The sequence below is a fragment of the Iodobacter sp. CM08 genome, assembly GCF_033446605.1.
Taxonomy (GTDB): domain Bacteria; phylum Pseudomonadota; class Gammaproteobacteria; order Burkholderiales; family Chitinibacteraceae; genus Iodobacter.
In genome coordinates this window covers 127305-151709 of sequence record NZ_JAWQUO010000010.1, presented here as the reverse complement: position 1 = coordinate 151709, position 24405 = coordinate 127305, and the positions used below count along the sequence as shown (strand labels likewise).

Sequence of the window (24405 nt, the reverse complement as noted above, 5' to 3'; positions counted from 1 at the left end):
GCCCCTTTTGCATCTGGATTGGGTTGATTGCCATGACGACCACTCCAAAAAAGAACGTTCGTTCACCTTAGGCCTTTTAGGTGGTTTGAGCAAGGAGGTTGAGCAAGAGACATAATCAGGAAACGTATTGGACTAGTCGGTAACACGGTGCGTTATCAAGACGGCAGCGAAACACGGATTATCAGTGGCGCGGGAATTGCGTTGGTGTTCGGCGTTCAACCTGCGGCATTAGTCGGAAGCGCACTCGAAAATGGCGACACGATCACGGGACCGATACATAACGACTCTGTAATTATTCAATATGCAGATGAGCCCCCGATTGAAGGTTTACTTGACCCTATCTTTGTACCCAAACCATATCAGGGCGAGAACTGTGGCTAAGCGCGCTATTATTCGCATAGGAGACCTAACCTCGCATGGCGGCGTCGTGCTGGAAGGGTTTTCAACACTCAATATTTATGGCAAAAATGCGGCAGGAGTTGGCCATAAAGGTCAATGTCCGCAGTGCAAAACGACCTTCACCATTGTTGCTGGGGCAAGTAATTACACCTTTATGGGCAAGAATGTTGCGGTGGAGGGGATGTTGACCTCATGTGGTGCAACGTTGATTGCCACGCAAGGTCAGGCCACAGTTGATGATGCTTCCGGCGCAGCTAGCTCAGCAAGCCCGCCCCCAAAAAGCCAAATAGCAAAAGCACTGGCTGCAAACACGCCGGTCGCCACAAGCGATTCGTCCAAGTGGATTAAATTTACGCTCGATGAAATCGGTTCGTGTGAAGGGCTTCAATGTACTGCTCACTTTGATGACGGTTCAAAGATGGGCGGCATATTCGATAGTACCAATCTGCTGGCCTTCAACAATCCTACAGGTCAGACAGCTAGTCGCTTGGAGTTTGCCCCAGTAGGAGCAAACACGGGCAATTCCGTCGCGCAAGCACTACTAAAACACATCACTGGTTAATTGACATGAGCGACTACCCTGCAGCAGCACAAAACGGTGCTACAACGCTTTCCGGTCTTTACCCTGTCAATCAAACAAATGCCGTTAAGGGGTTCTTAGAAGATAATATTGCAGCCTTTGAAGCTGCTGCCGCTAAGTTTGCTGAGAACTGCATTCATGACGGGATTGAAAGGCAGAATTATTCAAAGAATATCAAGCGAATCTCACAGCAAATAAGAGAAGATGTCGCAAATGGAAAAATGTCCGTGAAGCAAGGAGCGGAATTTTCTCAGACAATGCGTAACAGGATCATGGAAGAACTGCGTGTTGCTAGCTCACCCGTTGGCAAATCTTTCGCAAAGAGCTTGAAGAAAGAAGGCACATCCATGCAGGTGTTGTTAGACAAGTACGCAGATGGCATTTTTAAGAAGCCTTACAGTGCTTTAACATCCGTCGAGAAGAATAAAATCTACTATGCAGTGATTGAAGCTTCTGGACGCTCATCGGCAAGAGTGAATGCGGTTACATCACGGCTGCGACTACTTGGCAAGGTATGTCTCCTTGTTACTGCGGGCTACGCTATTTATTCCATTGGTAAAGCTGAGAATAAAGAAAAAGAAGCAATCACTCAGGGCACAGTGATTGGCGCGGGTTTAGCTGGAGGCTGGGCTGCGGGTCTTGCTGTAACTGCTATATGTGGCCCAGCAGCTCCTTTTTGCGCTGTTGCTGTTGTTTTAGTAGGGGCAATGGCGGCTGGGGCAGCAGCTGACGCAACACTCTCTGCGTATGATGAGGAATTAGAAGAATTTACCAAATGGGACGTTCGATGAACGAAGAACAGCGAATTGAGATTTGGGCTGTTTTGTCCGATGTATTTATCGACAACGATGTCAACTACCCCAGAATTGCCGAGAAATTAGCAGCCTTTGGTGCTGACGTTGAAACTCTAGAATACATATTTTTCCAAGAAGTAGCTGCTTTTTGCGGGATAAATCTACTGGTATCAGTCCCTCCTGTATGGGTGAGTTTTAATCGTGAAGAACTATGTTCAGGGATTAAAACCATCATTCATGAGAATGAAAAATCACTCATCAAACGCATGAGGCATAAAGGGTATGTAGTCTTCCTACGATGGTATTTTCGCAAAGAGTGGAAAGAACTCATCGGCTACCTCACTCTGAATACCTTTCAGAGTGAGGCTCGATGAGGAAAAATTTATTATTTATTACTGCTTTAGCCTGCGCCTCATCCATTGTAGGGGCTATCGAAAATACAATAGATAGCGACACATTTTACAATGCACAGAAAAACAAGGTATTTACCGATAAAAATAAAAACTTATCAATCGGATTTGAAGAGGGTGATGAGACGCCATTTTTGACATGGGAAGGTCAACTTTCAGGAGGAAAGTTATATTTTGAATTACATGGCAATCAGATAAAAATTATCACTGGGCGTCACAGTATCACCGCTAACCTAGAAAATTCATTTCGCTTAAATGATGAAGCGGTGACTGGGCTAGACCCCCGAGGGGTGGCGCTCTATGTAAATACTAATGATCATCCCCAAAATGCAGTTTTATGCATTGAATCACTAGAGCCTGACGTTTCTCGAACTACTCCATATCGGAGCGCTTATATAATTACCGAACCGACTGCATCGGCCAAGCTTTACAAAATTCCTAAGCGTTTTGCTTCTTGTAAAGGTCTTATCCGTGGCTCATCACGTCGCAGTTTGTATGTGCCGGAATGGAAATTTGACGATTCGCTCGCTCGAACATTCCAGGTGGTATATCACCACATTCAGCCTAAAGGTTTTGAAGTCACCGCCAAACCTAGATTCTCAGGAAAAACTATCGAAGGAGCCTTTGATCTGTTTCAATTCAACTGAGAATATAAAAATATTCAATATTACTCAGTAAGCCCATTAAAAAATTACTAGTGGCCCAGCAGCCCCTTTTTGCGCTGTAGCTGTAGTATTAGCTGGATCAATGGTCGCAGGAGCCGCTGTCAATGCGACACTTGAAGCATACGATGAAGAGCTTGAAGAATTCACCAAATGGGGAGTTCGATGAATTTACAGCAACGCCTAGATGTATGGGAAGCCTTATCGGATGTATATGTTGATACCGAAACCGATTTTCCAATTATCGCGAAGAAAGTCAAAGAAGTTGACCTAGAAACGCTGGAGTACATTTTTTTTGATGAAGTATCGGCTTACTGTGCAGTGAACTTTTCTTCTCCCATTCCTCCTATTTGGACTGGTTTTCAGCGCGAAAATTTACAAGAGGGCATCTTAGCAATAATCAAAGAGAATCAAACATCGGAATGGAAACGCTTCAAACATCAGGTTTATGTTGCGTACCTACGCTGGAAATATCAAGAGTTATGGAGAGAGCTAAGACGCCACGTGGAGGCCGCTTGAGGCTGCCGATGAATGAGCCTAGTAGAGAGGAAATATGGGAAGCGCTGTCAGACCTATTTGTAGACAATGAGATTGATTATCAAGAAATTGCGGGCAAGGTCAGAGGCGTAGACCTGAACCCACTGGAACGTATTTTATTTGAAGAGGTCGCCCCATATTGCGCGCCCAACCTCTCTGTCCCCGCCCCTTCTGTGTGGTCTGGTTTTGATAAAGCCGAGCTTCTAAAAGGGGTTAGATTGATTATTGAAAATAATAGCCAGCATCTTTTCAGCCGTCTCAAGCACCAAATCTACATTGCTTTAATTCTCGAACAGTGAGGCCCGATGAGGAACTAAATCGGATTTGAGAAGGCGATACTCCCGCAGTTAGTCAACTTGATTGATGCGGATAGAGTCGCGCCAGTTTATCGGCTTGCTTTTTAATCGAGCGCGCTACGCAAGTGGTGGTGGATACCATACGCGATGCGCTAGAAGAAAAACTCGGCGCACTCATGCCCGCACTGGAGGCCTTGCTGGCCCAGCAGGGTGTGGATGTTTATGCGCTGGCTGAGCCTGCCTCCCTAAAAAAGCCTTTACGCTAAAAGAACTTACGGAGCACACATAAAAATCTTAGGGTCTTTCTCTGTGTGCTCTGTGTTCTTCCTGAGCTCTGTGTATACAGATCTTTTTAGTATTTACTCTGCCACTTTCGCATAGCGGCCTTTTAGTGCTACGCCAATGATAAATCCACCTGCATGGCATTCAATGGTGGTGTCGCTTTTTGTTTCGTTCTTCTTGTAATAACTCACCAAATCCACCACAGCATTTGCGCCTTCGCGTTTGGCTGAATTCTGAAAAGAGATCAAGGCAGAAAGTGCTGCCCATTTGCAGCCAAATTCATCGCTTTTACCTAAGGCATTGGTTTTGGGATTTGAAATATCTTCAGAAAATTGCTGGGTAATTGGCGGTGTTTTTTGCCCTGCCAAATAAAACTTAACCGTTCCATCCAATTTACCCTGAGCCTCTGGCATTGCCAATACATCGGCCAATGGAATTTGTAATACGGTATCGCGTGCAAATGCAGAAGTCGATAACAAACCGGCGATTAATAAAGTGGCAAATTTTTTCATTTTTATTCCTTGGTGTGCTTGATTGTAATAACTAGATATACGAACAAAACCCAAATCTTGAACCACAGAGAGCACAGAGTTACACGGAGAAAACTAAGAAAATAGTTAAACCTGCTAACCCAAGCTGCAAAATAGAGTTATTTGGGATCTTGCTTAGTGCAATGTCTTTACGCTTTCTTAACGCTTTTCTCTGTGCCCTCTGTGTACTCATTGATCTCTGTGTCTACAGAACTTTTAGACTTAAGCCCAGCGCTTAAAAATCAGCGATGTATTGATCCCGCCAAATGCAAAGTTATTGCTCATGACGATATCGCATTCAATGGCTCGCCCTGTGCCGGTAATGTAATCCAGTGCGGCGCAGCGCTCGTCAGGCTCGGTTAGGTTGATTGTGGGGGCGAACCAGCCGCTGTTCATCATCTCGATGCTGATCCATGCCTCTAATGCCCCGCAAGCGCCAAGGGTGTGGCCCATATAGCTTTTGAGCGAGCTAATTGGCGTGTGCTCACCAAATACCTCATGGGTGGCTTTCGATTCGGCGATGTCGCCATGATCGGTGGCGGTGCCGTGGGCATTGATATAGCCAATATCGCTAGGCTGCAGCGCTGCATCTGTAAGGCTTAGGCGAATGGCTTGGGCCATGGTGGCGGAGTTGGGGTGAGTCACATGCGTGCCATCGCTATTGCTGCCAAAGCCGACGATTTCTGCATAGATATGCGCGCCGCGCGCCAATGCGTGTTCCAGCTCTTCCAGCACCAGCGTTCCAGCGCCTTCGCCAATCACCAAGCCATCACGTTTTGTGTCAAAAGGGCGGGGAGTGGCTTCGGGCGTGGCGTTTTGTACGCTGGTGGCAAATAGGGTATCGAAAACAGCCGCTTCGGTGGCATCCAGCTCTTCAGCACCACCGGCCAGCATGGCAATCTGCTTGCCGAATTTGATGGTTTCATAGGCATAGCCTATGCCTTGGCTGCTAGATGTGCAGGCGCTAGAGGTGGTGATAATGCGGCCGGTAATACCAAAAAATACACCGATATTTACCGCCGCCGTATGCGACATCATTTTGATGTAGGTGGTGGCATTGATGCCCTCGGTGCTTTTTTCGGCCATCATTCGGCCAAAGTCACCAATGGCTTTTGGCGTGCCCGCAGACGATCCATAGGCAATGCCCATCTGGCCGCTCTTGACTAGATTGTTATCAAGTAAGCCGGCGTCGATCAGGGCCAGCTCGCTAGCACGGGTGGCCATTAATGCCACGCGGCCCATGCTGCGAGTGCTTTTTCGGTTGTAATGCGCAGGTAGCTCAAACGGTGCGGCAGGCGCGCCCAGCTGCGTATTAAGGCCTTCAAATACCTGCCATTCTGGCATGATTTGGATGGCATTTTTGCCTGCTTTTAGGGCCGTTTCAACGGTTTTCCAATTGTTACCCAAAGGGCTAATGGCACCAATGCCGGTGATGACAACCCGTTTCATCCTATTAATCCTCCATTAACCGAAATGACTTGGCGGGTGATATAGGCGGCGTCTTCTTGCATTAAAAAGCTGACTGCCGCCGCCACTTCTTCTGGTTTTCCCATGCGTTTGGCGGGGATGATTTTCATGGCTTCTTCTAATACGCGCTCATCCACCATTTCGGTATCAATCAGACCAGGGGCCACGCAGTTCACCGTAATGCCTCGGCTGGCTAATTCCACTGCTAAGGCTTTGGTTGCGCCAATAATCCCCGCTTTGGCAGCGCTGTAATTGACTTGTCCACGGTTGCCGATGAGGCCAGAAACGGAAGAAAGCGTAACAATTCGCCCCGGTTTGCGTTGCCGCACCATAGGCATGGTCAGGGGGTGCAGTACATTGTAAAAACTATCTAAATTGGTATGGATAACCGCATCCCAGTCTTCCCCAGGCATGGCCGGAAAAGCATTATCTAGCGCGATACCTGCATTGCAAACCACGCCGTAATAGCAGCCGTGCGCTTCGATGTCGGCAAGTAATATCTCTGCGGTCTGGCTGCGGTTGGCAACGTCAAACTGCAGAATGCGGCTGCTTTGCCCAAGTGCGGTGATTTCTGCTGCAATACTTTGTGCTGCATCGATACGGCTTTTGCAATGCAGTACGATATCAAAACCATCTGCAGCCAAGCGCCGTGCAATGGCGCGCCCAATGCCTCGGCTAGATCCGGTGACAAGAATTGTTTTATTACTCATTACAATTACCTTTTAAAAATGCACTGGCATCAAGCGGTTCAAAGACGGTGAGTGCAGCTTGTGCCACTTCTTGATCATTAATCACAATCTTGCAATCAAACTGGCCTAGGCCATTGTCGGCCTGAAAAGTTCTGCTGATATGGATATTTAACCGCTGCCCCTCGCTAAACTCACTGACGCTGCAGCTATAGCGGCGGCTGCCTAGCAAAAAGCCGATTTTAGGTGGCTGGCCGCTTAAGCGGGCGTGCCAGCCGGCCCATGCGGCAACGGTTTGGGCCATATATTCGATGCCCACCCAGCTACCCACGCCAGAGCCGCTAAAAAACAAATTATCTGCGCGGATGGTGACTTCGGCTTCAAACTGCTTGTCGTCTCCTTGGATGGCACGGTCGAGCAGTAGCATGCTGGCGGAGTGGGGCATGATGTCGCCAATGGCGTATTCAATGGGCGTCATCTTGCGGCCCCGTAGTTTTTTTAAAAATCAGCACCGCGTTGCTGCCGCCAAAAGCAAATGAATTGCTTAAAACGTACTGCAGTTTGGCGCTTTGCCCAGCTTTAACTAAAGCCAGCGGTGCAATTGTGGGGTCGATCGCCTCATCCCACCAGTGTGGGGGGAGTTGTTCATTAGGGTTGCCATGGAGTGTTAAGTAGCACAATGCCGCCTCAATTGCGCCCGCCGCACCTAGAGTATGGCCGGTAAGGGGTTTGGTGGAGCTACAGGGTACTTGGGCACCAAATAGCTGGTTAACGGCTAGGCTTTCCATCGCGTCATTTTGCTGAGTGGCGGTGCCGTGCAGATTGATATAGTCAATTTGCTCTGGCATGAGCTCGGCGCGATTAAGCGCCTGTTGCATGGCGCTGATAGCCCCTTGGCCGCTTGGATCGGGGGCGGAGATATGGTGAGCGTCTGAGGTTTCTCCCCAGCCCACTAAGGCCACCGGCCCCGCTGCTTTACTCATCAGAAAAAGGGCCGCGCCTTCGCCGATATTGATGCCGTGGCGGTTGATGCTCATGGGTAGGCAGCGCTCGTTGCTAACCGACTCCAAGGCTGCAAAGCCCGCTACGGTGAAATCACAGAGTGAATCCACGCCGCCACAAATGACGGCATCGCATAGCCCCGCATTGAGCAGCCGCGCTGCGCTGGCCATGGCTTTTGCGCTGGATGAGCAGGCGGTGGAAATCACTAAAGAAGGCCCTGCCAGTTTTAATAGTGTGCTGAGGCAAGCCGCTGGAGAGCCTAACTCTTGCTGGGCAATATGAAAACGCTCAGGAAGCTGGCCGGTTTGCAAGTGCTGTGCAATGGCGCTCTGCGCTTCGCCAATCCCTGAAGTGCTGGTGCCTAACACAATGCCAATGCGATGTGCGCCAAGGCGGGCAATGGCTTCATCCACGGCGGGCCGAATTTGCGCTAGGGCGCTTAGCAGCAGCGCATTGTTGCGGCTTCGCAACTCTGCAGGTAAAACGCTGCAGTCTGCCAGTGGTTCAGTGACGGCTCCTAAAGGCAGGGATTTGCCGAGGCTGGGGTGGGGGGTAACTCCGCTGGGGGCGTCAGCAAATAGCGCTTTGCGCACGGCATGACTACCCTCGCCTAGAGCGCAAATGATGCCTAAATGATTAAGGTAAATACTCATGGTGTGTTTTCTTTAAAGGCGATGGCAGCTTATGGCGCTGTTTCTTTTGAATCAATCACTAAGCGGTAATGTTCTGCTGTGTTGTGTAAGTCGGCTAGCCCTGCCCAGCGCGGTTTTGCTGCGTAAGTAATGCGGATCATGGCTTGATCACCAAGGCTTAAAGTACGGCTGTTATCGTCGTCGTCTAAGCGCCACTCTGGCGGCAAAGCCGCTTGAATGGCTGTTGCTGGCCAGTACACCAGCTGCACATCGCGCAAAATACGCTGCTCATCAACGGCGGCAGGCAGCAAGGGATGGCGTTTACTTTGCAGTATTTTCCCATCCCATTGCAGCGTTAAAACCCGCTGCCCTAGCGCAAAGCCCGCTAACTGGAGCTGATCGGCATCGATTTCCAGTAGTGCATCCAGCGTTTTACTGCTTTGTGCTTCAGTGGCAGGTAGCGGCATCACCGTCAGCCTTTGGCTAAGGCTTACTGATCCAGCAAAGGCAGCAGGCGCTAATCGCAGCGCGGGTAGGCTAATACGCTCAGCCTTATCGCTGCAAGCGCTTAGTAAGCCCAGCAAAAGGGCGGTGATCAAATATTTCACGCGTTTATTCCTGACAGGTGATTTAGCCGCATGATCTGCGCGCTTATTTTGCTGAAGTAGGCGCAGCGCATAATTGCTCCAGCGTTTTTAAGCGCCGTGGTTGGGCTACATAAGGATTGCTGGTATCCCATGCATAGCCTGCCAAAATGGCCGAAATCATCTGGCGTACATCGTTTGATTGCTCTTCATAGAAAATCACATCCTGGAACCCGCCCGCATACCAGCTTTCAACAAAAGCTCTGAAGGTATCCACACCCGCTTTCAGTGGTTGGGCGTAGTCGGCTTGCCAATCTACGGTTTCCCCCGCAAATTCGCGCTCAATAGCGGCAGCGGCAAGTGCCGCAGATTTTACCGCGATGGTCACACCGCTAGAGAAAACGGGGTCTAAAAATTCGCCGGCATTGCCAAGTAAGGCAAACCCTTTGCCATGCAGGCTGCTGACATTCGCGGCATAGCCGATTAACTGGCGGGCTGGGGTATCCCAGACGGCGTTTTTTAGCACGGCAGATAGTGTTGGTACTTCGGCAATAATGGCCTGTAAACGCTCGGTTTCATTGCCACGGTACTTTTCTAGAAATTCTGGCCGTGCAACCACGCCTTGCGAGCAGCGGCCATTAGAAAACGGGATGGTCCAGAACCAAACATCATGGTGCTCTGGGTGAACGCTAACTAGAATTTTATTGCGGTCAAAGTCGCCTGAAATATGGTCTTCAATATGGGTAAAGTAAGCGCCGCGCACTGGGAAATCAGAAGGCGTTTCTAGCTGTAGCAAACGTGGCAAGATGCGGCCAAAGCCGCTGGCATCCAGTAAAAATCGCGCGCTGATTTGGTAGCTTTCGGTGGCAGATTGCACCGTAACCAGCGGATGCTCACCGCTCAAATCAACCGCCGTGACTAATTCTTGGTAGCGAACCTCAGCGCCAGCTTTGGCGGCCGCCTTGGCCAATACGTGGTCAAAATGGCCGCGTGGCACTTGGTAAGTGGTGCCCCAGCCGCTGGAAAACTTATCGCGAAAATCAAACGCAGTGCGTTGCTCGCCGCGCACAAAAGCCGCGCCATTTTTGTACTGGAAACCTGCTTCAATCACATCTTGCAAAAAGCCCGCAGCTTCAATGTATTCCATGCTTTGTGGTAAAAGACTTTCACCAATTGAAAAGCGCGGGAAGGTTTCTTTCTCAATAATTAAAACTTGGCGGCCCTGCTTGCGTAATAAACCCGCCGCCACCGAGCCAGATGGCCCTGCGCCCATAATCAGTATTTCTGTGTGCTCTAAACGCATTTTCTTCTCGCTATATTTTGATTTTTTTATGAGGGTTCTGTCGTGCTTGCTACTGGGGAGCGTGGTATCAGTGGATAAATTGCCCTGCGCGCAATATGCCAATGAGGCCCACAATAATCCAGAAGCCATTGAGTAAGGTGTAAGCAGAATCGCGTTTGATGGCCGAGCACCATGCCAGCATGATGGCGTCGATGGTGTTTAGGCTCCAAACGAACATAAATGGGCTTTGCGGCCCCAGCCAGCTGACGAGACTAAAGCTAAAAATACGCATTAATACGCCGACCATTTCGATGGTGCGCAGGTGTTTAAATACAAATTGATTAAGTATATTGATCATGATTTAACGGTCTTGAATGAAGGAGGTAAGGGGCATAAATGCAGGAGTGAGTAACCAAGAAAGGCCAATGCCAAACAGCATAGTCAGCCCAAAAGCGTGTAAAGCAGGCGTTGCAGAAAGCGCCAGCAGGCCAAAGGCAAGCAGGGTAGAGATGGCCGCTAGCGTGACGGATAAAAACGGCCTAGTTGCTTGGGGCTCGGGGTTTTCTAATAGAAAAATCCCATAATCCACGCCCATGCCCAAAATCAGCAGCAGTGCCAAAATATTAAACAGCTGTAAGGGCTGGCCAAGCAGCGCCAATATCGCCAAAGTAAGCGAGCTGGCCAGTAAGGTTGGCAGTAGCGCCCGCCAAGCCTTGCGACCAAAGCGCAGTGTGAGCGCGGCAAAAACCAGTAGATAGCTCAAAGCAATCACCCAAGCCATTTTGACGCGATAGCGGCCCATTACCTCCGAGACTTCGGCCACTTTATCCACCCAGCGCACACCCGTCAGCTGTGGTGCTAAGGCGGCCAACTCGGTGAGCTGGCTGGCGCTGCTGACGCCACGGATCAGCATCACACTGGCGTAACCGCCCTCAAACTGGCCCAGCCATTGATGACGTAGCGGTTCTGACACTGCAGCTGCCAGCCAATCGTTTAGGAGTAATGGTGGTGGCGTGTTGTGTGATGGTTGCAGAGTCTCACCTAATAAAATCCCCGCTTTGGCGAGTACGCCTTCCTTGGCAAACACAGTGCGCTCGGTTAGTGCCAAATTCAGATCTTGCTGCTTATGTGAGGGCACCCAATCGCTGATGGCTTGATAGCCCGTAATCCGGCCACGCGTCATCATCGGGTCAAGCCGAGCTTTAAGTGCTTCTTCCTGCTGCAATACCGCCTCGATGCTTGCACCGCGAATCAAATAAAACTGCGCAGGGCTAGGTAGATCAAGCAGCTTGCCTACTTCAATCTGCTGCTTAATCAGTGCCGGTGGTGAGCTTTGCAAGAGGCGGATATCGTCATTGCTGTGCATAGACATACCGCCCGCTAGCAATAAACTACTGACGATCACGGTAAAAATCAGCGTGAGGCGGTTTTTGCCCAGCGTAGGCCAAAGCGCACGGCGTGTGCCTATCCAGAGTGAGAGCTTGGTGTGATCGAGCCGCCCTTTATCAAACAAGGGAAACCACCACATCACGGTGACAAAGGCTGCCAATAAGCCCACGGCAGAGAAAACTGCAATTTGCCTTAAGCCAGGAAAGGGAGTCAGCGCCAGTAGGGCGTAGCCAATGGCGGTGGTGAGCATGGCAAGCCACATCACCGGCGCTTGCTCTTTTAGCATGGCCCAGCGCTCGCTGGCGGCACGGCCCTGACGGCTGCTGAAGTAATTGCTGCCGTAGTTTTCCGCCACGCCAACGAGGCTGGCTCCAAACACCAGCGTAATAAGATGTAAGCGGCCAAAAACTAGGCTACAGACCGAAACAGCGGCCAGCAAACCCACGGCAATAGATAGCGTCACCAATATGCGCGGGCGAATGGCGCTGAAGGCAAATACGGTAAGCAGCACAATGCCGAGCATCGAGCCTATGCCTATGGTGTGAATTTCCCGCTCGGCTTGTGTGGCCGCTGCCGCTGCGTGTAAGGGAATACCAACGGTTAGGATGCTCACCTTGCCCGCTTGGCTGAGTGCGGCGGCTTTGGCTGCATCCAGTACCGGTATTAGCGCTTGCTGCGCTTTAATCGAAAAAGCCGAGCCACTTTGTTGTAGTGTAAGTAAAACATAATGCCGATCACCAGCACTGATGCTTAAGCGCCCATCTCTGACGCGTACCTTGCTTTGTGCGGCGCGCTCGCCCAGCCAGCCCCCTAGTAGATTAAGCGGATCATCGCGCCACTCGCCCAGCCGTGGCATACCCATTCCAGGCTGATACAGCATGGCAACGGCCTTTTGGGCCAATTGATCGCTGCTCTGGCTTTGCAATAGCTGCTGTTGTGCGCTACTCAGTAGCTGCTTACGGTAAGGAATGAAAAAGCTCAGCCATTCTGCTTCATCCCCCATGCGGTAGCGCAGGGTCAGCGGCAATTTGCTGTTTGTTAGTGCGGTTGCATAAGCGTCACCGGCTTTTTTGGCGCTTTCCCAATCTGCTCCGCCAGCCAGTACCACCACGCGATTGGCTGCCGCATCGGCCAGTTGGCGCGTGGCGTTTTGCACCGTAGGATCGCGTTCATCCTGTGGCAGCATGGCGAGAATATCGGTATCTAGCTGTAAATGCCCAGACCAGAGATAAATATTGTGGCCGATAAAGGCGAGCACGATCAGCAGCCAAATTTTGGCCAGCAGTGTGGAGGTTTGCTTACTCAAAGCGGGCCATCTCGTCGCTGCTTAGTTTAGCGGGCTCAGTGTTTTGCGCAGTAAAGCGGATGGTTGTTTGATCGCCGCTGGCTTCGTCAAGATCAATTTGGCGTACAAATTGATCGCCGGATAAGGCAATTTTGCGCATGATTTTGCCTAATGCGGCCTGCTTGGGTGTAAGCAAAAGCTGCCACGATTTGCCATTCACGCTGCCTTCAATCTTAAATAGCTCACCCAAGCTGCTGACATCGCCATTGAGCAGTGAAAACAGCAGACCATTAATCATTCTGACTGATGGCTCCTTGCTGGCACTGAGGCGAAAGGCCACTTCGCCATCACCCTGTTTTGCCACGATTTCATCGCGGCTTAGCCTAAGCGTGCCAGCAAAGGGCGTTTTAGTGCGCCAAAGCACTCCCTTATCCCGTGCAACAATAAAATCCCCTCGGGAAATCAGCGGCTTTTTAAACCCTGCCACCTGCTTGTTTTGCTCAAAATAACCGCGCAATACGGCGGGCTGCGTGAGCCGCTCTTTGACGCTGGCGGCTAAATCTGTGGCCTGAACGCTCAGGGTTAGTGTGGCGAAGAATAATCCCATCAAGATGGTTTTCATTGTTTTGTTAGATCTTTTGTAATGACCAATGTTGCTGAGCTGAACCAAGAGGGTGCTCCGTTGTTTTTGGAGCTTCCTTTATGGTGAGTTGTTCTTAATAAACAGTATGGACCGTTTATTTTGATGATTTGACCTCGCATTTAAACTTAAGAATTACGCCGAATTCAGGGGTTTCTTTGATTTTTTTTTCGAGGACAACAGGTGTTTTTCCTTGGTTTTGGCACTGTGTAGTCGCTGAGGCGAGTACGATTTTTTCTGATTTAATGTTGTTGTCACGATGATTCGCGCTGGATTCGTAAGTGTCGTCAATAAGTGGTGTGACAATAGCTAATTGACTTAATTTTCGGTTGGTTTTTGTTTCTCTGGATGCGCAGCCACTTAAAGTGATAGAAGATAAAATAAGAGCGATTACAAGATACTGCATTGAAAAGACCTTTTAAAATTTAGATGAATCAATTATTTCTAATTGTTTTTATATCAAGTGGATGGGGGAATTTCTTGCAAAAAAAGTGAGTGAGTTTTTTCTGCTTTCATTGCGGCTCCTCCACCCCAAGCCGCTGCCATAAAATAGCTGGGCAGACGTATTGCATTTCGCCGCTCTCTATATCCACCGCCACTTGAATGGTGTGGGCTTGGTTGATTTTATGGCCGCTTACGGCATCACGGATCAGGTAGTTGATTTTTAAGCGCGATTCCCACTCGGTGATTTCGGCGTGCACCATCAATTGCTGGCCAAAGGTGGCAGGTTTGATGTATTTCAAGCGCATATCAACAATTGGCCAAGCATAGCCGGACGCTTTCATTTGCGGGTAATCGTAATCAAACTTGGCCAATAGGGCGCAGCGGGCAATTTCTAGGTATTTGGTGTAATTGCCATGCCAGACGATATTCATCGGGTCTAAATCATGAAAAGCGGGTGAGAGCTGAATTTCAATGCTGAGATTATTGCTCGTCATACAGCACCCATGCTTGTTCACGAATATTGCTGATCAGTGCCTGCAGCTCTTTATCTAGGGCACGGTCTTCCACAATCAGCGGGATACGGTCTTCTAAATCGGCCTGCATGGTGGCCAGTGCTGCGGGTAGTTGTAGATCTGTATCAATGCGGCGGCGCAGGGTGATGCCTTGGCGGGCGGCAATCAGCATGGCAGCAACTACTTGCTCGGTTAGTTCCAATACGCGCAAGGCATCGCGGGCGGCGATGGTGCCCATGCTGACTTTGTCTTGATTGTGGCACTCGGTAGAGCGGCTAAACACCGAGGCGGGCATGGTTTGCTTTAGCGCTTCGGCCGTCCATGCCGACACACTGATTTGTAGCGCTTTTAAGCCATGATTAATGGCCGCACGTGGGCCGGTGCAGCCGGATAAATTGGATGGCAGGCCGTGATTAAAGCGGGTGTCTACCAAAAGCGCCAGTTGGCGATCCAGTAAATCAGCCAGATTGGCCACGGTGTTTTTCAGGCTGTCCATCGCAAAGGCAATATGCCCGCCATAGAAATGCCCGCCGTGCAGCACCCGCTCGTTGGTCGCATCAATAATCGGGTTGTCGTTAGCGCTGTTGAGCTCGTTTTCGATCAGGGTTCTAAAAAACGGCAGGGCGTCTTCGAGTACGCCAATCACATGCGGTGCGCAGCGTAAGGAATAGCGGTCTTGCAAACGCTCGTCGTTACGGCTGGGCTTTGGGCTAGCCAAATCACTGCGGATACGTGCGGCCACCGCTTGTTGGCCCGCATGCGGCTTAACGGCAAATAGGGTTTCATCAAAATGATGCGCATTGCCCGCACTTGCCACCACATTCATGGCGGTGAGTCTTGCGGATAATTTGCATAGATAATTGGCACGCTGCCACGCGAGGCAAGCCAGTGCGGTCATCACCGCCGTGCCATTCATCATGGCGAGGCCTTCTTTTGGGCGCAGGCGTAGTGGTTGGATATTGAGTTCAGTAAATACATCGCTGGCATCGCGGCGCTCGCCACGGTACATCACCTCACGCTCACCACAAAGCACGGCGGCCACGTAAGAGAGCGGGGTTAAATCACCACTGGCCCCTACCGAGCCTTCCGCAGGAATCAGCGGCAGAATATCGTGCTTAAGTAAGGCCTCAAGCTGATCTAAGAGCGCAATGCTGACGCCCGACATCCCTTGAGAAAGAGACGCGAGCCGAGTTGCGATCACGGCGCGGGTTTCTTCAGGGGTCAGAAAACGCCCAGCGCCACAGCCGTGGTAGGTGTAAAGATGATGCGGTAGTTCTGCGATTAGCTCAGGCGGAATGGTGACGGTGCAAGAATCACCATAACCGGTAGTCACGCCATAAATTACGCCATCATCCTTGAGTAGGCGGTCTAAAAAATCCGCGCCCTTTTGAATGCGGCCACGAAAATCAGGGTTGGCAGAGAGCGCTGCAGATGATTTTTGCTGTGAAATTGTGACGATATCTTCGATGCTTAAGCGGCAGCCGTCAAAGCAGATCGCCGGGGTATGAGTTGTTGGCATGGATTGGGTTCCGGAAGTCTGAAAAGTGGAGCCAGTGCTTGGCAGGGCAAATATTGTCTTGGTGCGTTGCTGCATCATTGGCTGGCATGGCTTTGGTCCCAAAAGGCAAAGAAATTGAACCAGTCATAGGGCGAGCGTTTCAGCAAGATGGTGAGCGCATCGGCGTATTGCTGCGCGTAGCCAGCCATGGCGATAGCTCGCTGGCCGCGTGGTAAAACAACCTTATCAGCGAGGGTTTCAAAATGAATACGGTAGCCGCGCCCTTCATGGATGCAGCCTAGTAAATAGAGTGGGCATTTGAGCAAGTTGGCCAAAATATAGGGCCCAACTGGGAACGGGGCGCTATGGCCTAAAAAATCAGCTTGTACGGTTTGGCTGGCAAATACGGGAATACGGTCGCCCGCAATCACGATGTATTCCCCAGCGGCAATTTTGCTTTGTAGTAGCACGGCGGTGGCGGGGCCCACTTCGGTGACTTCAATGAGCTGTAAGTCGTTATCTGGGTTAAGCCGCTTAAGTAATTGATTGAATTGTGCGGCGTGACGGGTATGCACCAGAATATTGAGGCGGATTTTGCTCCGCTGCGCCGCCATAGCACGGCATAACTCTAGGCAGCCCAAATGGGCGGTCACAATAATGCCGCCTAAGCCTTGCTCCGCCACCGCGTAAAACGCTTCGCGGCCTTCGGTTTTGATCTGATCAAAGCGATATTTGCCTGATACAGCGAGCAGCTTATCCAGCATGGTTTCGGCAAATAGCGCGAGGTGTTTTAGGCTGTCTCGTATTGATGGCGTATGGCCGAGCGCGCCTGTGGCGGCTTCCAGCCGCTGCAGATATTGCATAGAGGCATAACGTAGGCTGGGTCTAGTTAGCCATTGCAGGGTAACAACAGGGTAAATACACAGCCGAAATGGCCAGCGGCCAGCTAAGCGATGCACATGAAATAGCAGCCAGATGCCGGTAATAAAGGTATTTTCGCCGATGTCTGCCCAGTGTTGGTTCTGCTTATTCATGCAGCAATTTTCCGCCAGATCAGCAAAGGTGAGCGCAGCAGCATTCCGGCAAAAAGCTGGGCATGCATACGAGAGATCAGCAGATTGTCTTTCAGAACTTTAAAGTGTGATATCCCATCACTAGGGTAGCTGACACGGGTCGGCTGGTTGATGACAGGCATGCCGCGCCAGTACAGCCGCACGGCCACTTCGATATCAAAATCCATGCGTTTGCCAATGTTGGTGCTATCAAAAAGCGCAATAGTTGGGGCCAGCGGATAAACGCGAAAACCGCACATGGAGTCTTTAATTGCCAGCGATAGGGTGTTGATCCACACCCAAATATGAGTGGCATAACGGCCATAGAGACGGGCTTTGGGCACGCTTTCATCGTAAACAGGACAGCCACAGATTAAGGCTGGCTGGTTTTGCTGAGCCAGTACTACAAATTTAGGGATGTCGGCGGTATTGTGCTGACCATCAGCGTCAATCTGTAAAACATGGCTATAGCCTAGAGCAGAGGCGCTGCGAAACCCTGCAATCATTGCCCCGCCTTTCCCTTGGTTTTTTGCTAGCCGAATCAGTGTAATGCCTGTTGCTTCTAGCTGATCCAGTACCGCTGCACAGTTAGCGTCGCTGCCATCATCAACCAAGATACAGTGCAGTCCATGGCGTTGCACGGATGCCACTACTGCGCCTATCGCTGCACCATGGTTATATACGGGGATAACCACACAGATCTTGATGAGGCTCATGGATGTGCTCCCAGCACAATTCTGCCGCTGGCGTGAGGGCCTGCAGCAGATAGAAATTTAAATGTAAGCACAGATTCGTTAGCTTTAGCTTGTGTGCCAAGCTCCAGCTGTATTCGGCTATCAGGGGTGATGACCTGCTGAAACTTAATTAGCTCTAGCCGTAAAAAAACCGCTGGCAGATCAAATAGCTCGCGCGCTAAACGCAGCGCCCACTCAATTTGTGCCACTCCAGGTAAAACTGGCGCGTCAGTAAAATGGCCGTCAAAAAAGGGTGAGTCTGCCTTAACATCAATCGCCAGTAAGGCATGATTGCTGCTTAAAGACAGTACGCGTGCCTCTGGGCGGCGTGGGTCAAAGAGCGCTGCAAGTGCGGTTTCGGTGACTTTGCTCTGGCTGTTGGTAGGCAGCGCATGCAAGTATCGAAAGCGCCGTGGCAGGGCGCTGGCTTCTACACAAAGGGCCAAAGTTTTGCGTAGCTGTTGATTCAGTGCGCGTTTGCCTGCGGTATCAAAGAGATGCCAGCCCGCTGTGTTCGGTGTAGCAACAACACCTAGCGTAAGCCTTGCTCCCTTAAGCGCAACGATGCGGGCGTCTTGCAAAAGCCCTGTAGTGAGTAGCGCGTCTTCTATTGCGTTGAGTGACACCCGTTTTTCTTCGATCTTGATAATCCGATCACTACGGCCTATTAGCTCAAACCCTGAATCTGTTAGTGCTACGCGGTCAGAGCAGGCCTGCCATTGATCGTCGCTTAGATGGGCTGAGCGTACTTGCAGTAGCTCATCGCGCACTTTGACCGCTACACCTGGTAGTGTTTGCCATGCCGTTTGTACATCTTGCTGACGAGCCCGCCAAGCAATGCCGCCGGTTTCGGAGCTGCCGTAGACTTCAATGGGGGCTTGCCGTAGTAGGCTGCGGCAGAGGTGCAGTGCCTCGGTGCTTAGTGGCCCGCCAGAAGAAAATAACATGCGTAAATGGCCTGCTGCGTTGCCCCAATTAAGTTGTTCTGGTAAACGCTTTAAGTGCGCAGGGCTGGCAACTAGCACGGCATCTGGGGTGGTGCTCAGCGCGGCGGCTATGTCTTCGGGGAAGGCGAGTCGGTCAGCGGCAAAAGCATATCCGGCAGAAATCGGCCAGAGCACTCGAAATAAAAGGCCGTAAATATGCTGATGCGACACGGTAGCCAGCACCGTGGCACTGTGCCCGCCAAAACAAGCATGAAGAGCCGCCACTTCGCTACTCAGCTGCGATAGTTTTTTAGGAATGGCGCTGGGCTCGCCGCTAGAGCCTGAGGTGTAAACCACCAGTGATATGGCGTTAAGGTCTAGATCGTTCCACGGGTCAATGGCAGCGGCTCTGGGCTGTACTGGCGCGTATTCGCTAGGTAAATCCCCAGCAAAACCATCTACCTCATGACGTAAGCGCTGCAAAGTGGAGGGTAAGGCGTCACCCGGTAGGTAAACACATTTCCCCGCCTGCCAAGCACCCATTAGGGCGGCGGCAAAGGTGGCGCTGTTATTAAAATACAGAGCAAATTTATGCCCAGAATGCGCTTTAAATGCTTGCCGCCAGCGAGCTGCCTGAATTGAAAACGCGGCAAAATCAAGGTTTTGCTCGGCGGCATCTGCATCTGCAACGGCAATAAGATATGAGGAAGGCCGCCCTTGAGAAAGGAGGCGATCAAGAGAAATAAACTCAGCCATGTGCTGCCTTTACTCGCCTGCGAATCAGCCATTCACCCAGAAATAAAATGCCCATCAATAGATAGGCAATTAAGCCGTTGTAAATCGCCCATGCGGCGTCTGACCAGAGTGCGCTCATCAGTGCCGCACTACCGTTAAAAATAAAAAACCCACACCAAACCTGCGTTACCCTGCGGGTATAGTGCACACCGCTGGCAGGTAAATCTGGCTCGCTTAATCTGGCCAGTCGCTCGATGGCACTTGGCGGATACACCAGTGTTAAGGCAAATACCAGGCATAACACGGCATTGACCAGTACTGGGTAGAGCTTAAGTGGCAGCGCTTGATTGCTAAAAAAACTGATCGCAGCCAGCACTGCCGCACCTGCAGCGGCAATGAGCCAGACTTTTTCTTTGCTGAGTACGGCGCGTGTTAGTGCGATGGCTAGCAGCAAAAGTGCTAGCCATTTGGGCTCGAAATGCCCCATCCCATGATAAATAAGCAGAGGATAGAGCAGTGTTATCACCGCTAAAATAACGTTACGCATAGGCTTAAACGGCAGATTTTTCCTGCATTAGCTCATAAAGTGCGTCAACGACATCTTGCAGGGTACGAACTGCTTTGAAGGCGTCTGGGTGCAGACGTTTGCCCGCTATGGGTTTGAGCTTAACGATTAAATCAACGGCATCAATGCTGTCGATATCTAAGTCTTCGTAAAGGCGGGCTTCGGGAGTGATTTTGCTGACTTCTGTATCAAAAGTTTCTTGCAAAATAGCGCTAAGGCGCTCGAACATTTCTTGCTTGGTCATACTGTATTCCTTGCTACCACAAAATTTAAGCGTGTGCTGTATGCGTTTATGCAGATTGCGCGGCTGAAACAAAAGCGGCTAGGGCTTGAACGCTTGCAAAGTGCGCGCGTGTTTCTGTTGAGTCTGCCGATAGGCTAACACCGTATTTTTTTTGCAGGGCTAATCCTAGCTCTAAGGCATCGATAGAGTCCAGCCCTAGGCCGTCTACAAAAAGCGCGGCCTTGCTATCGATATCATCAGGGCTCAGGTCTTCAAGATTGAGGGCGGTAATAATCAGTTCTTTGATTTCTTGTTCAAGCGCCAACATGGGCGGGTTTCTCCGGTAAAAAATAGTCGTGCAAATGCTGTGTAAGCTGGCGTGCGGCGAGGGCGGTTTCGCCGTTAGCCTGGGCTAAAAACGGTGCAACCGCAATATCGTCACCCACGTCCAAGGTAAAAATCATCCGGCTGGCCGGTACTTTCCACCACGGCAAACCTCTGGTCAGGCTAAGGGGAGTGCAGCGTATTGTAACGGGAGTGATATTGCATTCGCCGCGTAAAGCGATGTTAGCAGCCCCCCTTTGCAGCTTCATTGTGCCATCGGTGGCTGTGCGTGTGCCTTCAGGGAAAATAACGAGATTATTGCTCGCATGCAGCGATGCGATGCAATCGTCTAATAATTGTGTGCCTGAGTCATTGCAAATGTAATCCGTGCCTTTAATAGGGCCACGGGTGAATGGGTTTTTAGCGAGCCCCGCCTTCACAACGCAGTCGGCATTTTTGATCAGTGAAATTAAAAACACCACATCGATAAGAGTGGGGTGGTTGGCCAGTATCAATAAGCCTTGGCGGTTTAGTTTTTCTATGCCCTTGATGCGATAGCGCAATATTCCAGTGCGACGCATTAATTCTATAAATAATTTAAACGCGTAATGAACAGTCAGCCGTGCAATACGGGTTTTTTTGGCGTTTTGTTTCATGTATAAATTAAGCAGTGGGAAAAAAACCAAGCCCAATAGCAAGCCGCCAGCGCCAAATACGCTGAAGGCGATTGCCGTGGCAAGAATACGCCACCCTCGTTCAAATGACTTAAACATCTTGTTGCCAGAGCCAGGTTCGTGCTCCAGCGGTATGCCGGAGGCTGTGCTGTTCTGATAATAAAAAGTGCAGTATGGCTAAACCGTCGGGCAGATCATCGGCAGGGTGGGTTGTGGCGTGGCTGCTTAGGCTAAATCCCCGGTCTGCTTTTACTAAACGGCAAGCAAAGGCGTGCGCAAAGGCGGGGGATTCCGTAAAAACATGATGGGGAGCAGGTAAGGGCTCGTCGTAGCACACCAATAATACGCTTGCTGCATCATCATCAGCCAGCAGGCCGATCGCCTCGGTAAATGCCGCTTCTATTGTTTCTTCGCCTGCGGCAATGGCGGTGTAGCTGGCGGTGTCTTTACGGGCAATGGAAAATAATGCAGAAATAGCATTGTGAACCGACATGCTAAAGGCGCTAGGGGAAACAACGCCGCTTTGTGCGAGTAGCTGCAGTTGTTCCACAGATTGGGTGATATCCCCGTAGCGGGAGGCAAAAATAACGGGGCAGGCTGTTCCTTGCTCTGCGGCCTGATAGGCAGTATGCAGCGCTGTTTTACCTAACCGACCTGCACGGCGGCGCAGCATGGCAGGCATTTCACTGAGTGAGGGGGCTTCATTACTTAAACCAGCGAGGTTTAACAGACTTGCCTGTGATGTGTTTGCTGCGGGAGCCCATGCGGCCCATTTGGCAATCTGAAATCTAATCATTTTCCAATCGTCTGGCTTATTTGTACGGGGGGCGAATGGAATGAATTTAAAAACTCGTGAATCCATTGGCTTAGCAAATACGCTAAGGTATTTATGATGAGGTGCCAGAGAGTAGCAGAGCTGTCAGGTGAAAGAAAGAACTTTGCCCGTTTGGCATATTTTCTGATGTATTACTGATCATCGTTTCCGGTTCTTATACATTGGCAAAATGGTGGTCTATCCCCTGCTGATCTGGGACAATGCAGGCTTACTGCCTGCATGACAGACTGTCTGGCCCTAAATTAAGCGCCGTGATGCGCACTGCCGGATTCATTTATTCAGAAGTTAGTGATCTTTAAAGGTATGTTATGAGCGTCAATATCTCCCCGGTCCAGGAAATTATTGAAGAAATGCGCGCCGGGCGCATGGTGGTGTTGGTTGATGAAGAAGATCGCGAAAATGAAGGTGATCTGGTGCTGGCAGCAGACTTTGTTACGCCTGAGGCCATCAATTTTATGGCTAAACATGGCCGTGGGCTGATTTGTCTGACCTTAAATGCCGAGCGCTGTGCCTATCTGGGGCTTGCGCCTATGGTGCGTGCCAATGGCTCCAGCTTTGGCACTAACTTTACGGCGTCCATTGAAGCGGCCGAAGGCGTGACCACTGGGATTTCTGCGCATGATCGCGCTTTAACCATTAAAAAAGCCATTGCCTTTGATGCCAAGCCGAGTGATATCGTGCAGCCTGGTCATGTGTTCCCGATTATGGCGCAGCCTGGCGGGGTGCTGGTCAGGGCAGGGCATACTGAGGCGGGTTGTGATCTGGCCGCTTTGGCAGGGGTAACGCCCGCCAGCGTGATCTGCGAGATCATGAATGACGACGGCACTATGGCCCGTTTGCCCGAACTTTTGGTATTTGCTGAACAGCATCAGCTAAAAATTGGTACTATCGCCGACCTTATTCATTATCGCAGCCGCACAGAGTCCTTAGTCGCGTGCGCAGGTCGCCGCACCATTACCACCTTTGCTGGTGATTTTGAGCTGGCGGTGTACACCGATAAGCTGACGTCTGCCAGCCATTTGGCCTTAATTAAAGGGGTTCCTAGCCCTGAAATTGAAACCTTGGTGCGGGTGCATGAGCCTTTGTCGGTGATTGACTGGATGGATTTAGGCCAGAGCGGCCACTCTTGGGATGTAAAATCGTCGCTAGAGGCGATTGCCAAGGTGGGCTGTGGCGTGATGGTACTGCTGCATCGCAGCGAAGATGGCCGTGATTTATTGGCCCGCGCTTTGCCAGAATTAGGCTTAAATGAAAGCAAGAAGTGGGATTTGCGCACCTATGGTATTGGTGCACAAATGCTAAAAGACTTGGGTGTGGGTAAAATGCGTTTATTGTCGCCGGAGCGCCGCATCCCAAGCATGACGGGTTTTGGCTTAGAAATTACTGGATTTGAATTGTCTCAAGGAAAAAAATAATGAGCATCGCTGCAAATATTCCTTTTATTGCGCCTAATTTGACTGGCAATGGCTTACGTATCGGTATTGTAATGAGCCGGTTTAATACACCGGTCTGCGAAGGTTTACGCGATGCTTGCGTGGCTGAACTTAAAGTACTGGGTGTAGCCGAGCAAGATATGCTGATTACTACGGTGCCCGGCGCTTTGGAAATACCACTGGTTTTGGCTGCGATGGCTGAATCGGATCGTTTTGACGCACTGATTGCTTTGGGTGCAGTGATCCGTGGGGAAACTTATCATTTTGAGCTGGTTGCCAATGAATCTGGCGCTGGTGTAAGCCGTATCGGACTTGATTACGGCATTGTTGTGGCAAACGCCATCTTAACCACTGAAAACGACGAACAAGCTGAAGTGCGTGTGTTTGAAAAAGGCACTGACGCTGCGCGTGTCGCCGTAGAAACAGCGAATTTATTAAAGGCATTACAAGCATGACCTCCGATGTAGCAAAACCAAAATCATCCCGTCGTCTCTCCCGTGAATTTGCCGTGCAAGGCGTTTATCAATGGCTATTGGCCGCAGATACCCCCGGCAATATTGAAGAGTTTTTGTCAAAAAGTGATGTAACTTGGGAAAGCGAAGCGTCCAGTCAAAGCGAAAAAAGTGCGCTTTATAAGCGTGCAGATAAAAACTTATTCCGCTCTATTTTGTTTGGCGTAATTAAAGACATCAAAACATTACAAATTGCACTTTCACCGCACCTTGACCGTCCGATGGATGAAGTCAGCGTGGTTGAGGCTGCTGTTTTGTATGTAGGCGCATTTGAAATTGTGTGCATGCCAGAAACGCCTTACCCTGTGATTATCAATGAAGCAATCGAGCTGGCTAAAACTTTTGGCGGTTTAGATGGGCATAAATTTGTGAATGGCGTGCTAGATAAACTGGCCGAGTCTGTTCGTGCTGATGAAGTAGTGGCTAATCGCGCCAAACGCCGCGCCTAATGCGTCGTTTTATGTGTTGATTGATCGAAAGG

Annotated in this window: 31 protein-coding genes; 10 read left to right on the top strand and 21 right to left on the bottom strand. The window is 50.4% G+C overall.

The genetic code is table 11. From position 1 onward, the window contains the following. The first annotated feature begins 373 nt into the window (after positions 1–373). The 7 genes from R6242_RS07710 to R6242_RS07680 all read left to right on the top strand — a co-directional run bounded on the left by R6242_RS07710 (position 374) and on the right by R6242_RS07680 (position 3944). Positions 374–961, top strand: coding sequence for a PAAR domain-containing protein (locus R6242_RS07710; protein ID WP_318425752.1), 588 nt, complete (start codon positions 374–376; stop codon positions 959–961). 5 nt (positions 962–966) lie between these two features. Then, positions 967–1770 carry a hypothetical protein gene (locus tag R6242_RS07705; RefSeq protein WP_318425750.1) on the top strand — a complete coding sequence of 268 codons (804 nt, stop codon included), beginning with the start codon at positions 967–969 and terminating at the stop codon, positions 1768–1770. Then, the gene (locus tag R6242_RS07700) at positions 1767–2147 is read left to right on the top strand and encodes a hypothetical protein (protein WP_318425748.1); all 381 of its coding nucleotides are present in this window, start codon (positions 1767–1769) and stop codon (positions 2145–2147) included. The genes R6242_RS07705 and R6242_RS07700 overlap by 4 nt, the downstream gene beginning before the upstream one ends. After that, complete coding sequence (locus R6242_RS07695) at positions 2144–2830, top strand: hypothetical protein (RefSeq protein WP_318425746.1); 687 nt, start codon at positions 2144–2146, stop codon at positions 2828–2830. Before R6242_RS07700 ends, R6242_RS07695 begins: the two co-directional genes overlap by 4 nt. Positions 2831–3010: 180 nt before the next feature. Next, the gene (locus tag R6242_RS07690) at positions 3011–3364 is read left to right on the top strand and encodes a hypothetical protein (RefSeq protein WP_318425744.1); all 354 of its coding nucleotides are present in this window, start codon (positions 3011–3013) and stop codon (positions 3362–3364) included. A gap of 8 nt (positions 3365–3372) precedes the next feature. Continuing rightward, entirely contained in the window at positions 3373–3681 is a 309-nt protein-coding gene (locus tag R6242_RS07685; RefSeq protein WP_318425742.1) for a hypothetical protein, read from the top strand. Positions 3682–3809: 128 nt separating this feature from the next. Then, entirely contained in the window at positions 3810–3944 is a 135-nt protein-coding gene (locus R6242_RS07680; RefSeq protein WP_318425740.1) for a hypothetical protein, read from the top strand. Positions 3945–4037: 93 nt separating this feature from the next. Here R6242_RS07680 and R6242_RS07675 read toward each other — a convergent pair whose 3' ends face one another. From R6242_RS07675 to R6242_RS07575, 21 genes are all read right to left on the bottom strand, one after another. Beyond that, positions 4038–4472 (bottom strand): excinuclease ATPase subunit, encoded by a 435-nt coding sequence (locus tag R6242_RS07675; protein ID WP_318425738.1) that lies wholly within the window; start codon positions 4470–4472, stop codon positions 4038–4040. 240 nt (positions 4473–4712) lie between these two features. Then, entirely contained in the window at positions 4713–5948 is a 1236-nt protein-coding gene (locus tag R6242_RS07670) for a beta-ketoacyl-ACP synthase (RefSeq protein ID WP_318425753.1), read from the bottom strand. After that, a complete protein-coding gene (gene fabG, locus R6242_RS07665) occupies positions 5936–6667 on the bottom strand; it encodes a 3-oxoacyl-ACP reductase FabG (RefSeq protein ID WP_318425736.1) in 732 nt (243 codons plus the stop codon). Before fabG ends, R6242_RS07670 begins: the two co-directional genes overlap by 13 nt. Continuing rightward, positions 6660–7121 (bottom strand): hotdog family protein, encoded by a 462-nt coding sequence (locus tag R6242_RS07660; RefSeq protein ID WP_293931696.1) that lies wholly within the window; start codon positions 7119–7121, stop codon positions 6660–6662. The genes fabG and R6242_RS07660 overlap by 8 nt, the downstream gene beginning before the upstream one ends. Continuing rightward, on the bottom strand, positions 7108–8298 hold the full coding sequence (locus R6242_RS07655) for a beta-ketoacyl-ACP synthase (RefSeq protein WP_318425734.1): 1191 nt from the start codon (positions 8296–8298) through the stop codon (positions 7108–7110). Before R6242_RS07655 ends, R6242_RS07660 begins: the two co-directional genes overlap by 14 nt. A gap of 29 nt (positions 8299–8327) precedes the next feature. Beyond that, entirely contained in the window at positions 8328–8885 is a 558-nt protein-coding gene (locus R6242_RS07650; RefSeq protein ID WP_318425732.1) for a DUF3261 domain-containing protein, read from the bottom strand. 43 nt (positions 8886–8928) lie between these two features. After that, positions 8929–10164 carry an NAD(P)/FAD-dependent oxidoreductase gene (locus R6242_RS07645; protein ID WP_318425731.1) on the bottom strand — a complete coding sequence of 412 codons (1236 nt, stop codon included), beginning with the start codon at positions 10162–10164 and terminating at the stop codon, positions 8929–8931. Between the two features lie 67 nt (positions 10165–10231). Further along, positions 10232–10501: a hypothetical protein gene (locus R6242_RS07640; RefSeq protein ID WP_293931689.1), complete on the bottom strand. Its 270-nt coding sequence runs from the start codon at positions 10499–10501 to the stop codon at positions 10232–10234. A 3-nt stretch (positions 10502–10504) separates the two neighbouring features. Next, the gene (locus R6242_RS07635; RefSeq protein ID WP_318425728.1) at positions 10505–12838 is read right to left on the bottom strand and encodes an MMPL family transporter; all 2334 of its coding nucleotides are present in this window, start codon (positions 12836–12838) and stop codon (positions 10505–10507) included. Next, positions 12831–13439, bottom strand: coding sequence for an outer membrane lipoprotein carrier protein LolA (locus R6242_RS07630; RefSeq protein WP_318425725.1), 609 nt, complete (start codon positions 13437–13439; stop codon positions 12831–12833). The genes R6242_RS07635 and R6242_RS07630 overlap by 8 nt, the downstream gene beginning before the upstream one ends. Positions 13440–13554: 115 nt before the next feature. Continuing rightward, complete coding sequence (locus R6242_RS07625; RefSeq protein WP_318425723.1) at positions 13555–13863, bottom strand: hypothetical protein; 309 nt, start codon at positions 13861–13863, stop codon at positions 13555–13557. A 106-nt stretch (positions 13864–13969) separates the two neighbouring features. After that, the gene (locus R6242_RS07620; protein WP_318425720.1) at positions 13970–14395 is read right to left on the bottom strand and encodes an acyl-CoA thioesterase; all 426 of its coding nucleotides are present in this window, start codon (positions 14393–14395) and stop codon (positions 13970–13972) included. Then, positions 14382–16010 (bottom strand): aromatic amino acid ammonia-lyase, encoded by a 1629-nt coding sequence (locus tag R6242_RS07615; RefSeq protein WP_318425718.1) that lies wholly within the window; start codon positions 16008–16010, stop codon positions 14382–14384. Before R6242_RS07615 ends, R6242_RS07620 begins: the two co-directional genes overlap by 14 nt. Then, on the bottom strand, positions 16007–16945 hold the full coding sequence (locus tag R6242_RS07610; protein WP_318425715.1) for an acyltransferase: 939 nt from the start codon (positions 16943–16945) through the stop codon (positions 16007–16009). Before R6242_RS07610 ends, R6242_RS07615 begins: the two co-directional genes overlap by 4 nt. Next, positions 16942–17679, bottom strand: a complete 738-nt coding sequence (locus tag R6242_RS07605) for a glycosyltransferase family 2 protein (protein WP_318425713.1) — start codon at positions 17677–17679, stop codon at positions 16942–16944. Before R6242_RS07605 ends, R6242_RS07610 begins: the two co-directional genes overlap by 4 nt. Next, a complete protein-coding gene (locus R6242_RS07600; RefSeq protein WP_318425711.1) occupies positions 17676–19379 on the bottom strand; it encodes an AMP-binding protein in 1704 nt (567 codons plus the stop codon). Before R6242_RS07600 ends, R6242_RS07605 begins: the two co-directional genes overlap by 4 nt. Next, positions 19372–19905, bottom strand: a complete 534-nt coding sequence (locus R6242_RS07595; protein WP_318425709.1) for a hypothetical protein — start codon at positions 19903–19905, stop codon at positions 19372–19374. Before R6242_RS07595 ends, R6242_RS07600 begins: the two co-directional genes overlap by 8 nt. Before the next feature lie 4 nt (positions 19906–19909). After that, positions 19910–20167, bottom strand: a complete 258-nt coding sequence (locus R6242_RS07590) for an acyl carrier protein (RefSeq protein ID WP_318425707.1) — start codon at positions 20165–20167, stop codon at positions 19910–19912. Positions 20168–20213: 46 nt separating this feature from the next. After that, on the bottom strand, positions 20214–20474 hold the full coding sequence (locus R6242_RS07585; protein ID WP_318425705.1) for a phosphopantetheine-binding protein: 261 nt from the start codon (positions 20472–20474) through the stop codon (positions 20214–20216). After that, complete coding sequence (locus R6242_RS07580; RefSeq protein WP_318425703.1) at positions 20461–21243, bottom strand: lysophospholipid acyltransferase family protein; 783 nt, start codon at positions 21241–21243, stop codon at positions 20461–20463. The genes R6242_RS07585 and R6242_RS07580 overlap by 14 nt, the downstream gene beginning before the upstream one ends. Next, positions 21236–21940: a beta-ketoacyl synthase chain length factor gene (locus R6242_RS07575; RefSeq protein WP_318425701.1), complete on the bottom strand. Its 705-nt coding sequence runs from the start codon at positions 21938–21940 to the stop codon at positions 21236–21238. The genes R6242_RS07580 and R6242_RS07575 overlap by 8 nt, the downstream gene beginning before the upstream one ends. Before the next feature lie 347 nt (positions 21941–22287). Here R6242_RS07575 and ribBA point away from each other — a divergent pair, with 347 nt between their 5' ends. Genes ribBA through nusB form a run of 3 tightly spaced genes read left to right on the top strand, consistent with a single transcriptional unit; the run spans position 22288 to position 24373 of the window. Continuing rightward, positions 22288–23394: a bifunctional 3,4-dihydroxy-2-butanone-4-phosphate synthase/GTP cyclohydrolase II gene (gene ribBA, locus R6242_RS07570; protein ID WP_293931666.1), complete on the top strand. Its 1107-nt coding sequence runs from the start codon at positions 22288–22290 to the stop codon at positions 23392–23394. Continuing rightward, positions 23394–23867 carry a 6,7-dimethyl-8-ribityllumazine synthase gene (gene ribH, locus R6242_RS07565; protein ID WP_318425699.1) on the top strand — a complete coding sequence of 158 codons (474 nt, stop codon included), beginning with the start codon at positions 23394–23396 and terminating at the stop codon, positions 23865–23867. The genes ribBA and ribH overlap by 1 nt, the downstream gene beginning before the upstream one ends. Beyond that, a complete protein-coding gene (gene nusB, locus R6242_RS07560) occupies positions 23864–24373 on the top strand; it encodes a transcription antitermination factor NusB (RefSeq protein WP_293931663.1) in 510 nt (169 codons plus the stop codon). Before ribH ends, nusB begins: the two co-directional genes overlap by 4 nt. The last annotated feature ends 32 nt before the right edge of the window (positions 24374–24405 follow it).